A 16,729-nucleotide genomic window follows, 5' to 3' on the forward strand; every position below is an offset into this window, starting at 1 on the left:
AGCCCAGGATGTATTGACTGACCCACCGCATTCGCGAGCAAGCCCGCTCCCACAGGGGTAATGTATTTAGTGAGTAAGAGCAGGAAGCTATTTTGATGCGCGTGATTCTATTCAGCAGCCAGACCTACGACCGCGACAGTTTTCTCGGCGAGCCACTGCCGCCGGGCCTTGAGCTGCAATTCCAACCTGCCCGGCTTAACCTCGACACCGTGGCCCTGGCCGAACACCACGAGGTGGTCTGCGCCTTTATCAACGATGACCTCAGCGCGCTGGTGCTGGAACAGTTGGCCGCCGGCGGCACACGCCTGATTGCCCTGCGCTCGGCCGGTTATAACCATGTCGACCTGCCTACCGCCAAGCGCCTGGGCCTGACCATCGTGCGCGTGCCGGCCTACTCGCCGCACGCAGTGGCCGAGCACGCCGTGGCGCTGATCCTTGCCCTTAACCGCCGCCTGCACCGCGCCTACAACCGCACCCGCGACGGAGATTTCAGCCTGCACGGGCTGACCGGTTTCGACTTGGTGGGCAAGACCGTCGGCGTGGTCGGCACCGGGCAGATCGGTGCCACCTTCGCCAAAATCATGGCCGGGTTCGGCTGCCAGTTGCTGGCGTACGACCCCTTCCCCAACCCGCAGGTTCTGGCCCTCGGCGCCCGTTACATGAGCCTGCCCGAGCTGGTCGCCCAAGCGCAGATCATCAGCCTGCATTGCCCGCTGACTGCCGACAGCAAACACCTGATCAACGCCCGCTCCCTGGCCCGGATGCAACGCGGCGCGATGCTGATCAACACCGGGCGCGGCGGCCTGGTTGACACGCCGGGGCTGATCGACGCCCTCAAGGATGGCCAACTCGGCTACCTGGGGCTGGACGTGTATGAAGAAGAAGCCCAGCTGTTTTTCGAGGACCGCTCCGACCTGCCGCTGCAAGATGATGTGCTCGCGCGCCTGCTGACCTTCCCCAACGTGATCATCACCGCGCACCAGGCGTTCCTCACCCGCGAAGCCCTGGCGGCCATCGCCGGCACCACCTTGAGCAACATCGCCGCGTGGGCCAAAGGCCAGCCACAAAACCTCGTTGAAGGATGATCAGCGGTCACATACCAGGCTCATGATGAGCGGGCACCCGTGATAGGATGCCGCGCCTATTTGGAGGATCCATGGCCGAACACGATTTCCGCTTCAGCTTGCTGAGCCCGCAACACACCCTGATCGAATGCCGCGCCCTGGTGCCGGGCCGTTATCAAATCACCGGCAATGGGGGTTCGATCAAGCATGGCGACGTGCTGATCGTCACCCTGCGCGGCAGTAAAACCCTGTCGATGCGCCTGACCGTCGAAGGTGATGCGCGCTACTCCATCCGCCCGGCGGGCCAGTGGGTCGCCATGGCCCAGGGGCCGAAATTCGGCGAGCTGGAGATTCATACCTGGAAGGTCAACTGCGACAGCTGCGACAGCGTGCTGGAGTTTGAATTCGCGGTAGAAACCAAGCTGACCAAAGAGCCGCTGCAGCCAGCTGCCAACGCACGCATCCAGGAACTGGGCTGGGCGAGCATGGGCGACAAGCACCGCTGCCCGAAATGCCAGCAGGCGGCACAATGAAAGGCCTGCTTCTGCTCGCGGCCGTTGGCGTTGGCCTGACGGGCTGCGCTGGCGATGCAGTGAAGCTCAAGCAGGATCACAGCTACGTGGTGGAGTGGATTGGTGAGCGGCCGTTGATGGATTACGCGCACCTGACCGTCACCCTCGGCGCCGATGGCCGCGCCTACGGCAATGGCGGTTGCAACCACTGGTTTGCGCCGTACACCGTGGAGGGCGACAAGCTGAGCTTCGGCAAGATCGGCAGCACCCGCAAACTCTGCGCCGAGGCGTTGATGGAGCAGGAGCACCGCTTCTTCCAGGCTCTGCAAGGCGTCGAGCGCTGGGACATCTCCCCCCTCGAACAGACGCGTTTCTGGCCCGCTGAAGGCAAGCCGATTCGGCTGTGGCTTGAAGAAGGCTGATAATCCCAATCTGCGGATGGGTGGGATCTAAATGTGGGAGCGGGCTTGCTCGCGAAGGCGGTGGATCAGTCAGCTAATGTATTGACTGACACACTGCATTCGGGAGCAAGCCCCCTCCCACATTTGATTGGGTACAACTCTCTAGCCGCGCAAGGCCTTAAGTTTCGCAAGCACCCCTTCCGCCGTCTGCTCGCCCATCAACTGCTCACGCACCTTGCCCTTGTCATCAATGATGTAGGTCACCGGCAGTGCCTCGCTGCGCGGAATATCGAAAATCTCCTCCGGGTTCTGCGCCAGTACGGTGAACTTGATCCCCAGTTTCTCGCTGGCAGCCTTGAGTTCTTCACCCTGCACGTTGTCGAAGTTGACCCCGAACACCCCCACATTCTGCCCTTTCAACTGCTCGGCCAAGGCATTCAGTTGCGGGATTTCCGTGCGGCACGGGCCACACCATTCGGCCCAGTAGTTAACCACTACCCATTGCTTGTCCAGGCGCTCGGACGCGACTTTCTTGCCGTACTGGTCAACGCCGTAGTCGTTACCGCAGCCGCTGAGCAGCAGGGTTGTGATGATCGCCAATGCACCGATCAGTCGCCTTGTCATGGGGTAATCCTTTGCAAAAAAATGAACGTTGGCTGCGACCTATCGCCTCTTACGGTTTAAGGACGGGACGCTGCGCAGGTAGAATACCCGCCACCTTACGCAAGATGCGACCCGCACATGACCGATCTGACGCTTTATCACAACCCGCGCTGCTCGAAATCCCGCGGTGCGCTCGAACTGCTGGAAGCCCGTGGCCTGACGCCGACCATCGTGCGCTACCTGGAAACGCCGCTGAATGCCGCGCAAATAAAGGCCTTGCTGGGCAAGCTGGGCATCAGCGCACGCCAACTGCTGCGCACCGGCGAAGACGACTACAAAACCCTCAACCTGGCCGACGCCAGCCTCAGTGAAGCGCAACTGATTGTTGCCATCGCCGAGCATCCGAAGTTGATGGAGCGCCCGATCCTGGAAACCGCCGATAAAGCCATCATTGGCCGCCCGCCCGAAAACGTGCTGGAGCTGCTGCCGTGACCGCGCCGTATGTGCTGGTGTTGTATTACAGCCGCAACGGCTCGGTCAGCGAAATGGCCCGGCAGATTGCCCGCGGCGTCGAGCAAGGCGGGCTGGAAGCACGCTTGCGCACCGTGCCGGCAATCTCCACCGAGTGCGAAGCCGTGGCGCCAAGCATCCCCGACGAAGGCGCGCTGTATGCCAGCCTGGATGATCTGAAAAACTGCTCGGGCCTGGCCCTGGGCAGCCCGACGCGCTTCGGTAATATGGCTGCGCCGCTCAAGTATTTCCTCGATGGCACCAGCAACCTGTGGCTCACCGGCGCCCTGGTCGGCAAGCCGGCCGGGGTGTTCACCTCCACCGCCAGCCTGCACGGCGGCCAGGAAACCACGCTGATGTCGATGCTGCTGCCGTTGCTGCACCACGGCATGCTGATCACCGGCCTGCCCTACAGCGAACAAGCGCTGCTCGACACCCAGGGCGGCGGCACGCCGTATGGCGCCAGCCACCACGCCGGGCCGGACGGCAAGCGCATGCTCGATCAACATGAAATCACCTTGTGCCGCGCCCTCGGCCTGCGCCTGGCCACCACCGCCACGCTGCTGGAGAACGGCCGTGGCCAGAAAGCCTAAGGTCCTGCCGCCCCAGTCGTGGTTGGAACCACGCGTGAAGGTGGCACGCGCGCTGAGCCTGCTGGCGTTTCTTGGCCTGGTGGCGCTGCTGTGTGTGTATTACCTGTTCATCGCCGACCTGCACGGCGCACGTCCGTGGGTCATCCTGCTGATCGAGCTGGTGCCGCTGCTGGTGCTGGCGCCGGGCATGCTGCTGGGCAGCGCACGCGGGCATTCGTGGCTGTGCTTTGTGGTGAACCTGTACTTCATCAAGGGCGCGCTGGCGGCCTATGACCCGAACCGGCAGTGGTTCGGGGTGCTGGAGATGCTCGCGAGTCTGGCGGTGTTTTGCACGGCGCTGCTGTATGTGCGGTGGCGGCATCAGTTGAATCGGCGGTTGGCGGCAGCCGGATAGAGATTCAGCGCCTGATAGTCAGTCTTCGCGAGCAAGCCCGCTCCCACATTTGTCCGCGTACATTCTTTGGAATGCGGTCGAATGTGGGAGCGGGCTTGCTCGCGAAGGCCTCACCTCGGTCTCAATGATTCACCGTGTAAGCCAGCATCATCGACAACTGGCACATCGGCCGCCCACTTTCGGCGTGCCACTGGTTAAACGCCCCTTGCACCGTGGCCAAATCCCGCAGGCTGGTCGGCGCTTTGTCGACGATCTTCTGCGCATTCAGGGCCGCGACCACGTCATAACTCGGCACAAACGTGTCCTTGCCGACCATGCGCAAAAAGCGCGGCGCCGACAGCCCGCCCAATTGGTGGCCGTGCTTGCTCAGGTACTTCCATAAGCCAACGATGTCGGTTACCGGCCACTCGGCGATAAACGCGCCGAAACTGCCCTTTTCCTGCTCGATGTCCAGAATCATCTGCGCGTTGCGTGGCACGCTCTTGAGCTTGCCCAGGTGACGAATGATGCGTGTGTCCTGCATCAAGCGCTCCAGGTGTTCGGCGCCCATCAGCACGACCTTTTCCGGGTCAAACCCAAAAAATACCTGCTCGAACGCCGGCCACTTGGCATCCACCACGCTGTGCTTGAGCCCTGCGCGAAACACGCGCAGCGCCAGGGTCGAGAGGTAACGATCGTCGCTGATCTTGCGCAATTGCGCCGGGGTCTTGGGTACAGGCAAATGGGCTTCCAGCTCGGCCGCTGAACCAAAGCGGTTCAGACAATATTCGTGCAGCCACTTGTAATCGCGCATGCCCTCTCCTGGGATTTGAATTGAAAACGGCGCTCGCAAGCGCCGTGTGTCAGAGCGTTGAATGGGCTCAGAGGTTCACAACATTGACGAAGCGCGAAGCGGCGCTCTCATCGATTTTCAGGCTGGTGAAGTCAAACAGGTTGCGGTCGGCCAGCTGCGACGGCTGCACATTCTGCAGGCTGCGGAAGATGCTTTCGGTGCGGCCCGGGGTCTTGCGCTCCCAGTCCACGAGCATTTCCTTGACCACCTGGCGCTGCAGGTTTTCCTGGGAGCCACACAGGTTGCACGGGATGATCGGGAACTGCTTGAAGTCGGAGTAGGCCTGGATGTCTTTCTCGTTGCAATACGCCAGCGGGCGGATCACCACGTTGCGCCCGTCATCGGCGCGCAGCTTGGGCGGCATGGCCTTGAGCGAGCCGTTGAAGAACATATTGAGGAAGAAGGTTTCGACGATGTCATCGCGGTGATGACCCAGGGCCATCTTGGTCGCGCCGATCTCATCGGCAAAGGTGTAGAGCGTGCCACGGCGCAGGCGCGAACACAGCGAACAGGTGGTCTTGCCTTCCGGGATCAACTCCTTGACCACCGAATAGGTGTCTTTTTCGACGATGTGGTACTCGATGCCGAGCTCTTTGAGGTAGGCCGGCAGCACGTGCTCGGGAAAGCCCGGTTGTTTCTGGTCCATGTTGACGGCGACGATCTCGAACTTGATCGGTGCGACCTTTTGCAGGTGCAGCAGCACGTCGAGCATGGTGTAGCTGTCTTTGCCGCCAGAGAGGCAGACCATGACCTTGTCGCCCTCCTCGATCATGTTGAAATCGGCGACCGCTTCACCGGCCAGGCGACGCAGGCGTTTTTGCAGTTTGTTCTGGTTGACCGTAAGAGTGCCCATGGCGCTTGGATCCGCTAGAGGTGTGTGACGAAAAGCCGGGTATTTTACTGCTAAGACTGGCCGAGATCCAATGTGGGAGCGGGCTTGCTCGCGAAAGCGGTGTACCTGTGATGAATGTATCAACTGACACAACGCCTTCGCGAGCAAGCCCGCTCCCACATTTCCAATCGCGCCTCGCCTGACAGACCTCACCGCGATTAGGGCCAATGTTTACAGCGCAATTTGCTCTAAAGCCCCACAGTTTTTCCGGTCATCACTTCCTATACTGCGACTTGAGGTCGCACAACTATCCAGGACCTTTGAGGCCATTTGGCCCGTGGGCGCTCCGATGGGGGGCGATAGTAATAACGACAGGAGTGACTGGCATGATCCATCACGTCGTGGGGCTGTTTACCCATCCCGACCAGGAATGGCGGGAAATCCGTGGCGATAAAGAAGAAAGCATCGGCCACATGTACCTCACTCACACCCTGATTCTCGCAGCGATCCCCGCCGTCTCCGCCTTTATCGGCACCACCCGGGTCGGCTGGGTCATCGGCAGCCGCGCGCCGGTCATGCTCACTCAGGAAAGCGCCTTGTGGATGACCCTCATGTCGTATGCGGCCATGCTCGGCGGCGTGGCGGTGATGGGCGCGTTCATTCACTGGATGGCCCGCACCTACGACGCCAGCCCGAGCATGGCGCGCTGCGTGGCGTTTGCCACCTACACCGCGACACCGCTGTTCATCGGCGGGCTGGCAGCGCTTTACCCGCATATGTGGCTGGGGATGGTCGTGGGCACGGCCGCCATCTGCTACACGGTGTACCTGCTCTATGTGGGGCTGCCGACGTTCATGAGCATCGACCCGGACGAAGGCTTCCTGTTTTCCAGCTCGGTACTGGCGGTAGGCCTGGTGGTGTTGGTGGCGATCATGGCATTTACCGTCATCGTCTGGGGCTTGGGCGTAGGCCCGATCTATACAAATTAACCTGATAAAACCGTAGGCAAAGCCACCGCAAGGTGGCTTTGTGCGTGATGCACGACCATTCGGCGCCTGACAGATTCGGAAACACCTGCTTTTGCGGCATACTGGACGTCTCTGGAGATATGGTCAGCATGCCCGAGCAACTCAATACCCGCGTCGAAGATTGTTTCCTGCAAGCCGAATCCTTTTTCAAACGAAGCTTCAAACGCCCCCAGGTCAGCCTCAAGCTGCGGGGCCAGAAGGCCGGTGTCGCGCATTTGCACGAGAACCTGCTGCGTTTCAACCCACAGTTGTACCGTGAAAACAGCCAGCACTTCCTCAAACAGACCGTGGCCCATGAGGTGGCGCACCTGATCGCCCATCAATTGTTTGGCGAACGCATCCAGCCCCACGGCGAGGAGTGGCAGCTGATCATGCGCGGGGTTTACGAACTGCCGCCGGATCGCTGCCACACCTATGAAATCAAACGCCGGCAGGTGACTCGCTACATCTACCGCTGCCCGTGTGCCGACAGTGATTTCCCGTTTTCGTCACAGCGCCATGCATTGGTGAGCCAGGGGCGGCGGTATTTGTGTCGGCGGTGTCGGCATACCCTGGTGTATACCGGGGAAACTCGGGTGGAGTGAGTGACCCATCGCAGGCAAGCCAGCTCCCACAGGGCCAAAATGTGGGAGCTGGCTTGCCTGCGATAGCGCCCGGGCAGTCAACCAATCACTTTGGCCAGCCGCAACTCTGCTATGCGCTGAGCACTGAAGCCTAACTCAGCCAACACCTCATCGCTGTGCGCCCCAACAGCCACACCCATATGCCGAGCCTGCGGCAACCCCTCAGAAAATTTCAACGGGCAGGCTATCTGCGCCTGAGTCGAGCCATCGCCGCGCGGCACCTGGCTGACCAATTCCCGCGCCTTCAACTGCGGATGCTCCAGCGCTTCACTCAGGCTCAACACCGGTTCCACACAGGCATCCAGCCCGGCAAACAGCTCACACAACTCAGCAAAGCTGCGCTTCTCGAACTCAACCTGCAGCGCCAGCTTCAGGGCTTTTTGCTGCTCGGGGTTGGGTGACAGGCCTTGCACCGCCAACTCCGGCCGCCCCAACGCCGCGCACAATTGCTGCATAAAGACAGGCTCCAGGCTGCCGACTGACATCCAACGCCCATCCCGGGAGCGGTAGTAATCGTAGAAACTGCCGCCGTTGAGCACATGGTTTTCCCATTCCGGTTCGACCCCACACGCCAGGTAACCCGCACCGGCCATGGCGTTCAGGCTGAACGAACAATCGGTCATGCTCACGTCCAGGTATTGGCCGACTCCGCTGTGCTGCCGCGCAATCACCGCCGCCAGCAACCCCACAACCGCGTGCAGCGAGCCACCGCCGACATCCGCCAATTGCACGCCCAGCGGCAGTGGCCCGCTGCCCTGCCGCCCGGTGTGGCTGGCGATGCCTGCCAGCGCCAGGTAGTTGATATCGTGCCCGGCGCGGTCCTTGTAGGGCCCGGTTTGGCCGTAGCCGGTGATCGACACATAGATCAGCCGGGGGTTGATCGCCTTCAGCGCCGCATAACCCAACCCCAAGCGCTCCATCACGCCGGGGCGAAACTGTTCAATGAGAATGTCGTAGTCCTTGACCAGCTCGTGCACGATCGCCAACGCCTCGGCCTGCTTGAGGTCCAGCGCCAGGCTGCGCTTGTTGCGATTGAGGTAGGCGTGGCTCGCCGACGTGCCCCGGTCATGGGGCGGCAACACCCGCAACAGGTCCATGCGCGTCGGTGATTCGATGCGCAATACCTCGGCGCCCATGTCCGCCAGCATCAAGGACGCAAACGGGCCAGGCAGCAAGGTGGAAAAATCCAGCACTCTAAGCGACGCCAAGGGACCTGACATGGGCACTCCATTTCGGTTTCGAATGCCCACAGCGTAGGCAGGCTTGGCGCTACCGGCAATCGTCAGAACGATCAGCGACAGTGACCGTTTTGATCACGGCGGGCTTTTTCGCGGCGGCGGCTTTATCATTGGCCCACGTTTGCTTGCAGAGTGCTCCATGAAGTTTGCCATTGCTGTGTTTTCCGCCGCCCATGCGCCCTCCTCGCGCCGCGCCTTGCTGTTCGCTCAGGCGGCGCTGGCGGGTGGGCATGAGATTGTGCGGCTGTTCTTTTATCAGGACGGCGTCTACAGCGCGTCCAATAACATCGTTGCGCCCCAGGATGAGCAAGACATTGCCCGTCAATGGCGCGAGTTCGTCAACACCCACCAGCTCGACGGCGTGGTGTGCATCGCCGCCGCCTTGCGTCGTGGCGTACTCAACAGCGAAGAAGCCACGCGCTATCAACGCGGCGCAGTGAACCTTGATGCGCCGTGGGCGCTGTCAGGCCTTGGGCAGTTGCACGACGCGGCCCAGTCTGCCGACCGCCTGATTTGTTTTGGAGGGCCGTGACATGTCCAAATCCTTATTGGTGATCAGCCGTCAGGCGCCGTGGTCCGGGCCGAGCGCGCGTGAAGCGCTGGATATCGTGCTGGCCGGTGGCGCCTTTGATCTGCCGATCGGCCTGCTGTTTATGGATGACGGCGTGTTCCAACTGGCGCCGCACCAGAATGCCAAGGCCGTGCAGCAAAAAGACCTTAGCGCCAACCTGCAGGCATTGGGTCTGTTCGGCATTGACGATGTGTTCGCCTGCCACCACAGCCTGGCCGAACGCGGCATGGCGCCGCCCGCCAGCGCCCAGCCGCTGAGCAGCACAGAAATCTCCCAGCTGATTGACCGTTACGACCAGGTGATTACCCTCTGATGTCGACTTTACATGTGGTGTCTCACTCCCCGTTTACCGATGGCCGCCTGGCCAGTTGCCTGCGCGTGTGCGGCAGCGCCGACGCGATCCTGCTGTGCGGCGATGGCGCTTACGGCCTGCATAACCCGGCCCTGCAAACCCAGGGCGTGAAGGTATTTGTGCTGGCCGAAGACATGCAGGCGCGCAACCTGCCGCTGCCGGACTGGGCCGACAGCGTGGACTACCCGGGTTTTGTGCAACTGTCGATTGACTACGACAAGGTCAACACCTGGCTATGAACACCCTGACCGTCGGTTCACGCACCCTTGAGCTGGATAAGGACGGCTACCTCGTCGACCTGAATGACTGGTCTGCCGAGGTCGCCGATGCCCTCGCCGCCGCCGTACCGCTGGAATTGACTGCGGCGCACTGGGAAATCCTCGAACTGCTGCGCGGCTTCTATGCAGAGTTCCAGCTGTCGCCCGCCACGCGCCCGCTGATCAAGTACACCGCCTTGAAGCTGGGCCCGGAAAAAGGCAACAGCCTGCACTTAAACACACTGTTCAACGGCACTCCCGCCAAACTCGCCGCCAAGCTGGCGGGCCTGCCCAGGCCGACGAATTGCTTATGACCGACTTTGCCCCGCTGACCCTTGAAACCCCTGCCGAGCACCCGTTTGCGCAGTTCGTGCGCATCCTGGGCAAAGGCAAGCGCGGCGCGCGCAACCTCACCCGTGAGGAAGCCCGCGAAGCCATGGGCATGCTGCTCGACGAAAAAGTCGAAGACACCCAGCTCGGCGCCTTCCTGATGCTGCTGCGCCACAAGGAAGAAAGCCCGGAAGAACTTGCCGGCTTCACCGAGGCCGTGCGCGAACGCCTGAATGCCCCGGCGCTGAAGGTGGATGTGGACTGGCCGACCTATGCCGGCAAGAAACGCCACCTGCCGTGGTATCTGCTGGCGGCCAAGTGCCTGGCGCAAAACGGTGTGCGCATTCTGATGCACGGCGGCGGCGCCCACACCGCGGGCCGGTTGTACACCGAGCAACTGCTGGAAGGCCTGCAAATCCCGCTGTGCCGCAACTGGCAGCAGGTCGAGACGGCCTTTGAGCACGGCAACCTGGCGTTTATTCCACTGGGCGACTGGGCGCCGCAGTTACAGCGCATGATCGACCTGCGCAACACCCTGGGCCTGCGCTCGCCGATTCATTCCCTGGCGCGGCTGCTCAACCCGCTGAACGCGCGTTGCGGGCTGCAAAGTATTTTCCACCCTGGTTACCAGGGCGTGCACCGCGATGCCAGCGGCCTGCTCGGTGACAACGTGATTGTGGTCAAGGGCGATGGCGGCGAAGTCGAGATCAACCCGGACACGATCAGCCACCTGTACGGCACCACCAGCGGCGAGAGCTGGGACGAAGAGTGGCCTGCCCTCTCCGCCCAACGCCACGTCAAACCCGCCACCCTTGAGCCTGAACAGCTGAAGGCGCTATGGCGTGGCGATGTCGAAGACAGCTACCCGCAACTGGCCCTGATCGCCACCATGGCCCTGGCCTTGCGCGGCCTCGGCCACCCACGGGAACACGCCTTCGAATTGGCGCAGCAGTATTGGGACGCACGGGACAGATCGATTTAACCGATCATTAGCGCCCGGTCTTTGCGCTTTTAGTTCGAACTCATCCCTTTAGACTGGGCTCCAACGCTTATTAGCCGAGGAGCCAGTCATGGGTTTGCTGATCGAAGGACACTGGAAAGACCAGTGGTACGAAAGTAGCGCAGACGGCGCGTTCCAGCGCGAACAGGCGCAGCGGCGCAATTGGGTCACCGCCCACGGCGAGCCCGGCCCAAGTGGCGACGGCGGCTTCAAGGCCGAAGCCGGTCGCTACCACCTGTATGTATCCCTCGCCTGCCCCTGGGCCCATCGCACCCTGATTATGCGCAAGCTCAAGGGCCTGGAAAGCCTGATCGACGTGTCTGTGGTCAGCTGGTTGATGCTGGAAAACGGCTGGACCTTCGACAAGGCCCACGGCTCTACCGGCGACAAGCTCGATGGCTTCGACTACATGCACCAGCGCTACACCGCCGACACTGCCGACTACACCGGCCGCGTAACCGTGCCGGTGCTGTGGGACAAGCAGCTCAAGCGCATCGTGAGCAATGAGTCGGCGGAGATCATCCGCATGTTCAACAGCGCGTTTAACGGGCTGACCGGCAACTCGCTGGACTTCTACCCCGAAGGGCTACGCCCGACCATCGACGCGCTGAACGAGCGCATCTATCCCGCCGTGAACAACGGCGTGTACCGCGCAGGCTTCGCCACCTCGCAACAGGCCTACGAAAGCGCGTTTGATGATGTGTTTGCCGAGCTGGATCACCTGGAACAGCACTTGGGTGAGCACCGTTACCTGGCCGGTGAGTACCTGACCGAGGCCGATGTGCGGCTGTTCACCACGCTGATTCGTTTTGATGCGGTGTATTACAGCCACTTCAAATGCAATTTGCGGCGGATCGCCGATTACCCGAATTTGTCGAACTGGCTAAGGGAGATGTATCAGTGGCCGGGCGTGGCCGAGACGGTGGATTTTGCCCATATCAAGGGGCATTACTACGCGAGCCACCGCACGATTAATCCCACGGGAATTGTGCCGAAGGGGCCGTCGCAAAGGTTTGATGCGGGGCATGATCGTGAGCGGTTGAGCGGTAAAGCTGTGTGGAGCTGATGATCGTTCCCGCGCTCAGCGTGGGAATGCAGCCCTGGACGCTCTGCGTCCGCTTTTAAAAGCACGACGCGGAGCGTCATAGGAGGCATTCCCACGCGGAGCGTGGGAACGAGCAGTGTCAGACCTGAGACTGCGCGCCTTCAAACCACTTCAGCTTCTCACGCAGCACCACCACCTCACCAACGATCACCAGTGTCGGCGCATGCACTTCATGCTCCGCCACCATGCGTGGCAGGTCCGCCAGGGTGCCGGTGAAGACACGCTGGTTGGACGTGGTGCCTTGCTGGATCAGCGCCGCCGGCGTATCCGCCGCTCGACCGTGCTTGATCAACTGTTCGCAGATGATCGGCAAACCGATCAAGCCCATGTAGAACACCAGGGTCTGCGACGGCCCGACCAAGTCATGCCAAGGCAGGTCCGAGGTGCCGTTCTTCAAATGCCCGGTGATAAAGCGTACCGATTGCGCATAGTCGCGATGGGTCAGCGGAATCCCGGCATACGCCGCGCAACCACTGGCCGCGGTAATCCCCGGCACCACCTGGAACGGGATGCCATGGGCCGCCAGCTCTTCGATCTCTTCGCCACCGCGGCCAAAGATGAACGGATCGCCACCTTTGAGGCGCAGCACACGTTTGCCTTGCTTGGCCAAATCCACCAATTGCTGGTTGATCTGGTCTTGCGGCACGGCATGGTCGGCGCGACGTTTGCCGACGTATATACGCTCGGCATCGCGACGGCACAGTTCGAGAATGGCCGGTGCGACCAAGCGGTCATACAGCACCACATCGGCTTGCTGCATCAGGCGCAGGGCGCGGAAGGTCAGCAGGTCCGGATCACCTGGGCCTGCGCCCACCAAGTACACCTCGCCCGGCGCATGCGGCGGCTTGCCGTTGACTTTCTCGACCAGCAAACGCTCGGCTTCATCGCCCTGCCCGGCCAACTGGCGGTCGGCAATCGGGCCTTGGAACACCTCTTCCCAGAACGCACGACGCTGCTGCACGTCCGGGTACAAACCTTTGACCTGGGCACGGAAACGCGCCGCCAACCCGGCCAACTGGCCATACGTGGACGGTATCCAGGTTTCCAGCTTGGCGCGGATCAGGCGCGCCAGCACCGGCGCATCGCCGCCACTGGACACGGCAATCACCAACGGCGAACGGTCGACAATCGCCGGGAAGATCACGCTGCACAAGGCCGGCGCATCCACCACGTTGACCGGTACGCAGCGACGCTTGGCATCATTGGACACTTGCGCGTTCAGTGGCTCGTCGTCGGTCGCGGCGATAATCAGGGTGCAACCGTCGAGGTCGGCCTCCTGATAGCCGCGCAAAATCAGTTCCCCGCCACTGCCCAGCACCAGTTCACGCAACTGGTCTTCGATCTGGGGAGCAACCACCCGCAGCAACGCACCGGCGTCGGCCAGCAGCCGGGATTTGCGCAAGGCAATCTCCCCGCCACCAACGACCAACACACGACTGCCGCGCAGGTTATGAAACAGCGGCAGAAATTCCATTTAGCCGATGACCTCAACGCCCGCCATGTACGGCTTGAGCACTTCCGGCACACGGATCGAACCGTCCGCCTGCTGGTAGTTTTCCAGCACGGCCACCAGGGTACGGCCTACGGCCAGGCCCGAACCGTTGAGGGTGTGCACCAGCTCCGGCTTGCCGGTTTCCGGGTTACGGAAACGCGCCTGCATGCGACGCGCCTGGAAATCGCCGCAGTTGGAGCACGACGAAATCTCGCGGTACTTGTCCTGGCTCGGCACCCACACTTCGAGGTCGTAAGTCTTGACGGCGCTGAAACCCATGTCGCCAGTGCACAGCGCCAGTACGCGGTATGGCAGCTCCAGCAGTTGCAGCACGCGTTCGGCGTTGGCAGTCAGGCCTTCCAGGGCTTCCATCGAGGTCGACGGCTCGACCACTTGAACCATCTCGACCTTGTCGAACTGGTGCTGGCGGATCATGCCACGGGTATCACGCCCCGAAGCGCCCGCTTCACTGCGGAAGCACGGGCTGTGGGCCACGAACTTGATCGGCAGTTGCTTGGCGTCGAGGATTTCGCCGGCGACGATGTTGGTCAGCGACACTTCGGCCGTCGGGATCAGGTACAGGTCGGCTTCGCCGTCGCGGCTGATCTTGAACAGGTCTTCTTCGAATTTCGGCAACTGGCTGGTGCCCATCAGCGCCGGCGCCTGCACCAGATACGGGGTGTAGGCTTCTTCGTAACCGTGTTCGCCGGTGTGCAGGTTGATCATGAACTGAGCCAGGGCACGGTGCATGCGCGCAATCGGGCCGCGCAGCAAGGCAAAGCGTGCGCCGGACATTTTGGCGGCGGTTTCGAAATCCAGGCCTCCGGTCAGTTCGCCCAAGGCAACGTGGTCCTTGATCTCGAAATCAAAGGCTTTCGGCGTGCCCCAGCGGCGCACTTCGACGTTGCCGTCTTCGTCTTCGCCCACCGGCACGGATTCGTGCGGAATGTTCGGGATGCCCAGCAGGATCGAATCCAGCTCGCTCTGAATGCCTTCCAGCTCGACCTTGCCGTCGGACAGCTCGGTGCCCATGCGCTCGACGTCCGCCATCAGCGGCGCGATGTCTTCACCGCGCTGCTTGGCCTGACCGATGGATTTGGAGCGCGCATTGCGTTCAGCCTGCAGTGCTTCGGTGCGGGTCTGGACGATCTTGCGCTGTTCTTCCAGCGCTTCGATGCGCGCAACATCCAAGGCAAAGCCACGGGATGCCAGGCGGTCCGCTACGTCCTGAAGGTTGCTACGTAACAGTTTGGAATCGAGCATGTCGGTCTCTCGTTTATCAAAGTTTGGTCAAGGACAGGCCAGCCCAGGTGGCGAGCAGCCCGCCGAACACGCTGATGCCCAAGTACCCGAAGGCAACCAGGGCTTGCCCGCTTTCCAGCAGGCGTATCGTGTCCAGTGAAAAGGATGAAAAGGTCGTCAGACCGCCTACAAAGCCGACAATCAAGCCGGCGCGAATCTCAATCGGCACTTCCGGGCGCAACAGGAACCAGCCGTACAACAGCCCGATGATCAAGCAACCCACCAGGTTGACCGCCAGGGTCGCCGCATAAAAATGCTTCGGCCAATTGGCGCTCACCCACGTACCGGTGGCGAAACGCAATAATGTACCAGCGATGCCGGCTACGGACACGGCAAGAATCGTCTTGAGCACTACTTTCTCCGCTGTTTGGGGCTGAGGCGATCGAGTTGGGCGAGGTGATTGAGTTTTTCGCCGATCTTCAGCTCCAGGCCACGGGGCACCGGCTGGTAGAACGGCTGCGGCTCAAGCTCATCGGGGAAATAGTCTTCGCCGGCGGCATAGGCTTCCGGCTCGTCATGGGCATAGCGGTATTCGTCGCCATAGCCCAATTGTTTCATCAGCTTGGTCGGCGCGTTGCGCAGGTGCAGCGGCACTTCCAGCGAGCCGTGTTCGGCAGCGGCGCGCAGGGCCGACTTGAAGCCCATGTACACCGCGTTGCTTTTCGGCGCGCAGGCCAGGTAGGTAATGGCCTGCGCCACCGCCAACTCACCTTCCGGGCTGCCAAGGCGCTCCTGCACTTCCCAGGCCGCGAGGCACAGGCTCAGCGCACGCGGGTCGGCATTGCCGATGTCTTCGCTGGCCATACGCACCACGCGGCGCGCGAGGTACAGCGGATCGCAGCCGCCGTCGATCATCCGCGCAAACCAGTACAGCGCGCCATCCGGGTTGGAACCGCGCACGGATTTGTGCAGCGCCGAGATCTGGTCATAAAAGGCCTCGCCGCCCTTGTCGAAGCGGCGGCGGGTGTCACCGAGCAGGCTTTGCAGGAGGTCGACGCCGATCTCGCTGTTGTCTTCCGCCAGGTCGGACGCGTTCTCCAGCAAGTTGAGAAAGCGCCGACCGTCGCCATCAGCGGCGCTCAGCAAAATCTTGAAGCCTTCGTCGCTGAGACTCAGCTGGCGCTTGCCCAACCCCTTGTCTTCGCCCAAGGCGCGCTGCAACAGCTTGCGCATCGCGGCTTCGTCGAGGCTCTTGAGCACATAGACCCGCGCCCGCGAGAGCAAGGCGTTGTTGAGTTCAAACGAAGGGTTTTCGGTGGTCGCACCGATAAATATCAGCGTGCCGTCTTCGACATAGGGCAGGAACGCATCCTGCTGAGACTTGTTGAAGCGATGCACTTCGTCGACGAACAGGATGGTGCGCTTGCCGTATTGCCCGGCCTGCTGCTTGGCCACCTCAACCGCCTGGCGGATCTCCTTGACCCCGGCCAGCACCGCCGAGACCGTTTCGAAGTGCGCATCCGAAACCTTCGCCAGCAACCGCGCCAGGGTAGTTTTACCCACCCCCGGCGGCCCCCAGAAAATCATCGAATGCAGCGCACCCTGCTCCAGGGCTTCGCGCAAAGGCTTGCCGCGAGCGAGCAGGTGTTCTTGCCCGACGTACTCATCCAGGTTGGTCGAACGCAAGCGCGCGGCCAAGGGTTGAGCAATCGGGTCACTTCGAAACAAATCCATGGGCAGCGCTTGAAAC

The 16,729-nt window shown here is 61.7% G+C and carries 22 protein-coding genes; 14 read left to right on the forward strand and 8 right to left on the reverse strand.

The window, feature by feature from the left end:
• Nucleotides 1-95: 95 nt before the first annotated feature.
• From HX783_RS02715 to HX783_RS02725, 3 genes are all read left to right on the forward strand, one after another.
• Entirely contained in the window at nucleotides 96-1,085 is a 990-nt protein-coding gene (locus HX783_RS02715; RefSeq protein ID WP_177015880.1) for a 2-hydroxyacid dehydrogenase, read from the forward strand.
• A gap of 71 nt (nucleotides 1,086-1,156) precedes the next feature.
• The gene (locus HX783_RS02720) at nucleotides 1,157-1,597 is read left to right on the forward strand and encodes a hypothetical protein (protein ID WP_159955644.1); all 441 of its coding nucleotides are present in this window, start codon (nucleotides 1,157-1,159) and stop codon (nucleotides 1,595-1,597) included.
• On the forward strand, nucleotides 1,594-1,998 hold the full coding sequence (locus tag HX783_RS02725) for an META domain-containing protein (RefSeq protein ID WP_177015881.1): 405 nt from the start codon (nucleotides 1,594-1,596) through the stop codon (nucleotides 1,996-1,998). Before HX783_RS02720 ends, HX783_RS02725 begins: the two co-directional genes overlap by 4 nt.
• 141 nt (nucleotides 1,999-2,139) lie before the next feature.
• Here the strand turns inward: HX783_RS02725 and HX783_RS02730 are convergent, their stop codons facing one another.
• Nucleotides 2,140-2,601, reverse strand: a complete 462-nt coding sequence (locus tag HX783_RS02730) for a TlpA disulfide reductase family protein (RefSeq protein ID WP_177015882.1) — start codon at nucleotides 2,599-2,601, stop codon at nucleotides 2,140-2,142.
• Between the two features lie 117 nt (nucleotides 2,602-2,718).
• On the opposite strand from HX783_RS02730, the gene arsC reads away from it, so the two are divergent.
• Genes arsC through HX783_RS02745 form a run of 3 tightly spaced genes read left to right on the forward strand, consistent with a single transcriptional unit; the run spans nucleotide 2,719 to nucleotide 4,077 of the window.
• A complete protein-coding gene (gene arsC, locus HX783_RS02735) occupies nucleotides 2,719-3,072 on the forward strand; it encodes an arsenate reductase (glutaredoxin) (protein ID WP_177015883.1) in 354 nt (117 codons plus the stop codon).
• Nucleotides 3,069-3,683, forward strand: coding sequence for an NAD(P)H:quinone oxidoreductase (gene wrbA / locus HX783_RS02740; RefSeq protein ID WP_177015884.1), 615 nt, complete (start codon nucleotides 3,069-3,071; stop codon nucleotides 3,681-3,683). Before arsC ends, wrbA begins: the two co-directional genes overlap by 4 nt.
• Nucleotides 3,667-4,077, forward strand: a complete 411-nt coding sequence (locus HX783_RS02745) for a DUF2069 domain-containing protein (protein WP_177015885.1) — start codon at nucleotides 3,667-3,669, stop codon at nucleotides 4,075-4,077. Before wrbA ends, HX783_RS02745 begins: the two co-directional genes overlap by 17 nt.
• Nucleotides 4,078-4,198: 121 nt before the next feature.
• On the opposite strand, the gene HX783_RS02750 is transcribed toward HX783_RS02745, so the two are convergent.
• On the reverse strand, nucleotides 4,199-4,870 hold the full coding sequence (locus HX783_RS02750; RefSeq protein WP_159955632.1) for a DNA-3-methyladenine glycosylase I: 672 nt from the start codon (nucleotides 4,868-4,870) through the stop codon (nucleotides 4,199-4,201).
• Nucleotides 4,871-4,937: 67 nt separating this feature from the next.
• Entirely contained in the window at nucleotides 4,938-5,762 is an 825-nt protein-coding gene (gene ttcA / locus HX783_RS02755) for a tRNA 2-thiocytidine(32) synthetase TtcA (protein WP_159955630.1), read from the reverse strand.
• A 365-nt stretch (nucleotides 5,763-6,127) separates the two neighbouring features.
• On the opposite strand from ttcA, the gene HX783_RS02760 reads away from it, so the two are divergent.
• A complete protein-coding gene (locus HX783_RS02760; protein WP_106579846.1) occupies nucleotides 6,128-6,730 on the forward strand; it encodes a Yip1 family protein in 603 nt (200 codons plus the stop codon).
• Between the two features lie 128 nt (nucleotides 6,731-6,858).
• A complete protein-coding gene (locus HX783_RS02765; RefSeq protein ID WP_159955628.1) occupies nucleotides 6,859-7,353 on the forward strand; it encodes a SprT family zinc-dependent metalloprotease in 495 nt (164 codons plus the stop codon).
• 77 nt (nucleotides 7,354-7,430) lie between these two features.
• On the opposite strand, the gene HX783_RS02770 is transcribed toward HX783_RS02765, so the two are convergent.
• Entirely contained in the window at nucleotides 7,431-8,612 is a 1,182-nt protein-coding gene (locus tag HX783_RS02770; protein ID WP_177015886.1) for a CaiB/BaiF CoA-transferase family protein, read from the reverse strand.
• A gap of 157 nt (nucleotides 8,613-8,769) precedes the next feature.
• On the opposite strand from HX783_RS02770, the gene tusD reads away from it, so the two are divergent.
• From tusD to HX783_RS02800, 6 genes are all read left to right on the forward strand, one after another.
• Complete coding sequence (gene tusD / locus HX783_RS02775; RefSeq protein ID WP_177015887.1) at nucleotides 8,770-9,162, forward strand: sulfurtransferase complex subunit TusD; 393 nt, start codon at nucleotides 8,770-8,772, stop codon at nucleotides 9,160-9,162.
• Between the two features lies 1 nt (nucleotide 9,163).
• On the forward strand, nucleotides 9,164-9,514 hold the full coding sequence (gene tusC, locus HX783_RS02780; protein ID WP_159955622.1) for a sulfurtransferase complex subunit TusC: 351 nt from the start codon (nucleotides 9,164-9,166) through the stop codon (nucleotides 9,512-9,514).
• On the forward strand, nucleotides 9,514-9,792 hold the full coding sequence (tusB, locus tag HX783_RS02785; protein WP_159955620.1) for a sulfurtransferase complex subunit TusB: 279 nt from the start codon (nucleotides 9,514-9,516) through the stop codon (nucleotides 9,790-9,792). The genes tusC and tusB overlap by 1 nt, the downstream gene beginning before the upstream one ends.
• The gene (locus HX783_RS02790) at nucleotides 9,789-10,124 is read left to right on the forward strand and encodes a TusE/DsrC/DsvC family sulfur relay protein (RefSeq protein ID WP_159955618.1); all 336 of its coding nucleotides are present in this window, start codon (nucleotides 9,789-9,791) and stop codon (nucleotides 10,122-10,124) included. The genes tusB and HX783_RS02790 overlap by 4 nt, the downstream gene beginning before the upstream one ends.
• Complete coding sequence (locus HX783_RS02795; RefSeq protein WP_177015888.1) at nucleotides 10,121-11,122, forward strand: glycosyl transferase family protein; 1,002 nt, start codon at nucleotides 10,121-10,123, stop codon at nucleotides 11,120-11,122. Before HX783_RS02790 ends, HX783_RS02795 begins: the two co-directional genes overlap by 4 nt.
• Before the next feature lie 88 nt (nucleotides 11,123-11,210).
• Entirely contained in the window at nucleotides 11,211-12,206 is a 996-nt protein-coding gene (locus HX783_RS02800) for a glutathione S-transferase family protein (RefSeq protein ID WP_177015889.1), read from the forward strand.
• Between the two features lie 118 nt (nucleotides 12,207-12,324).
• Here the strand turns inward: HX783_RS02800 and cysG are convergent, their stop codons facing one another.
• From cysG to HX783_RS02820, 4 genes are read right to left on the reverse strand one after another with little or no spacing between them, the layout of a single operon-like run.
• Nucleotides 12,325-13,719 carry a siroheme synthase CysG gene (gene cysG, locus HX783_RS02805; protein ID WP_177015890.1) on the reverse strand — a complete coding sequence of 465 codons (1,395 nt, stop codon included), beginning with the start codon at nucleotides 13,717-13,719 and terminating at the stop codon, nucleotides 12,325-12,327.
• Complete coding sequence (gene serS, locus HX783_RS02810) at nucleotides 13,720-15,000, reverse strand: serine--tRNA ligase (protein WP_177015891.1); 1,281 nt, start codon at nucleotides 14,998-15,000, stop codon at nucleotides 13,720-13,722.
• Between the two features lie 16 nt (nucleotides 15,001-15,016).
• The gene (crcB, locus tag HX783_RS02815) at nucleotides 15,017-15,391 is read right to left on the reverse strand and encodes a fluoride efflux transporter CrcB (RefSeq protein ID WP_159955608.1); all 375 of its coding nucleotides are present in this window, start codon (nucleotides 15,389-15,391) and stop codon (nucleotides 15,017-15,019) included.
• Nucleotides 15,391-16,713, reverse strand: coding sequence for a replication-associated recombination protein A (locus HX783_RS02820; RefSeq protein ID WP_177015892.1), 1,323 nt, complete (start codon nucleotides 16,711-16,713; stop codon nucleotides 15,391-15,393). The genes crcB and HX783_RS02820 overlap by 1 nt, the downstream gene beginning before the upstream one ends.
• Nucleotides 16,714-16,729: the final 16 nt, after the last annotated feature.

Origin of the sequence: Pseudomonas sp. D2002 (genome assembly GCF_013385735.1) — a bacterium.
Taxonomy (GTDB): Bacteria; Pseudomonadota; Gammaproteobacteria; order Pseudomonadales; family Pseudomonadaceae; genus Aquipseudomonas.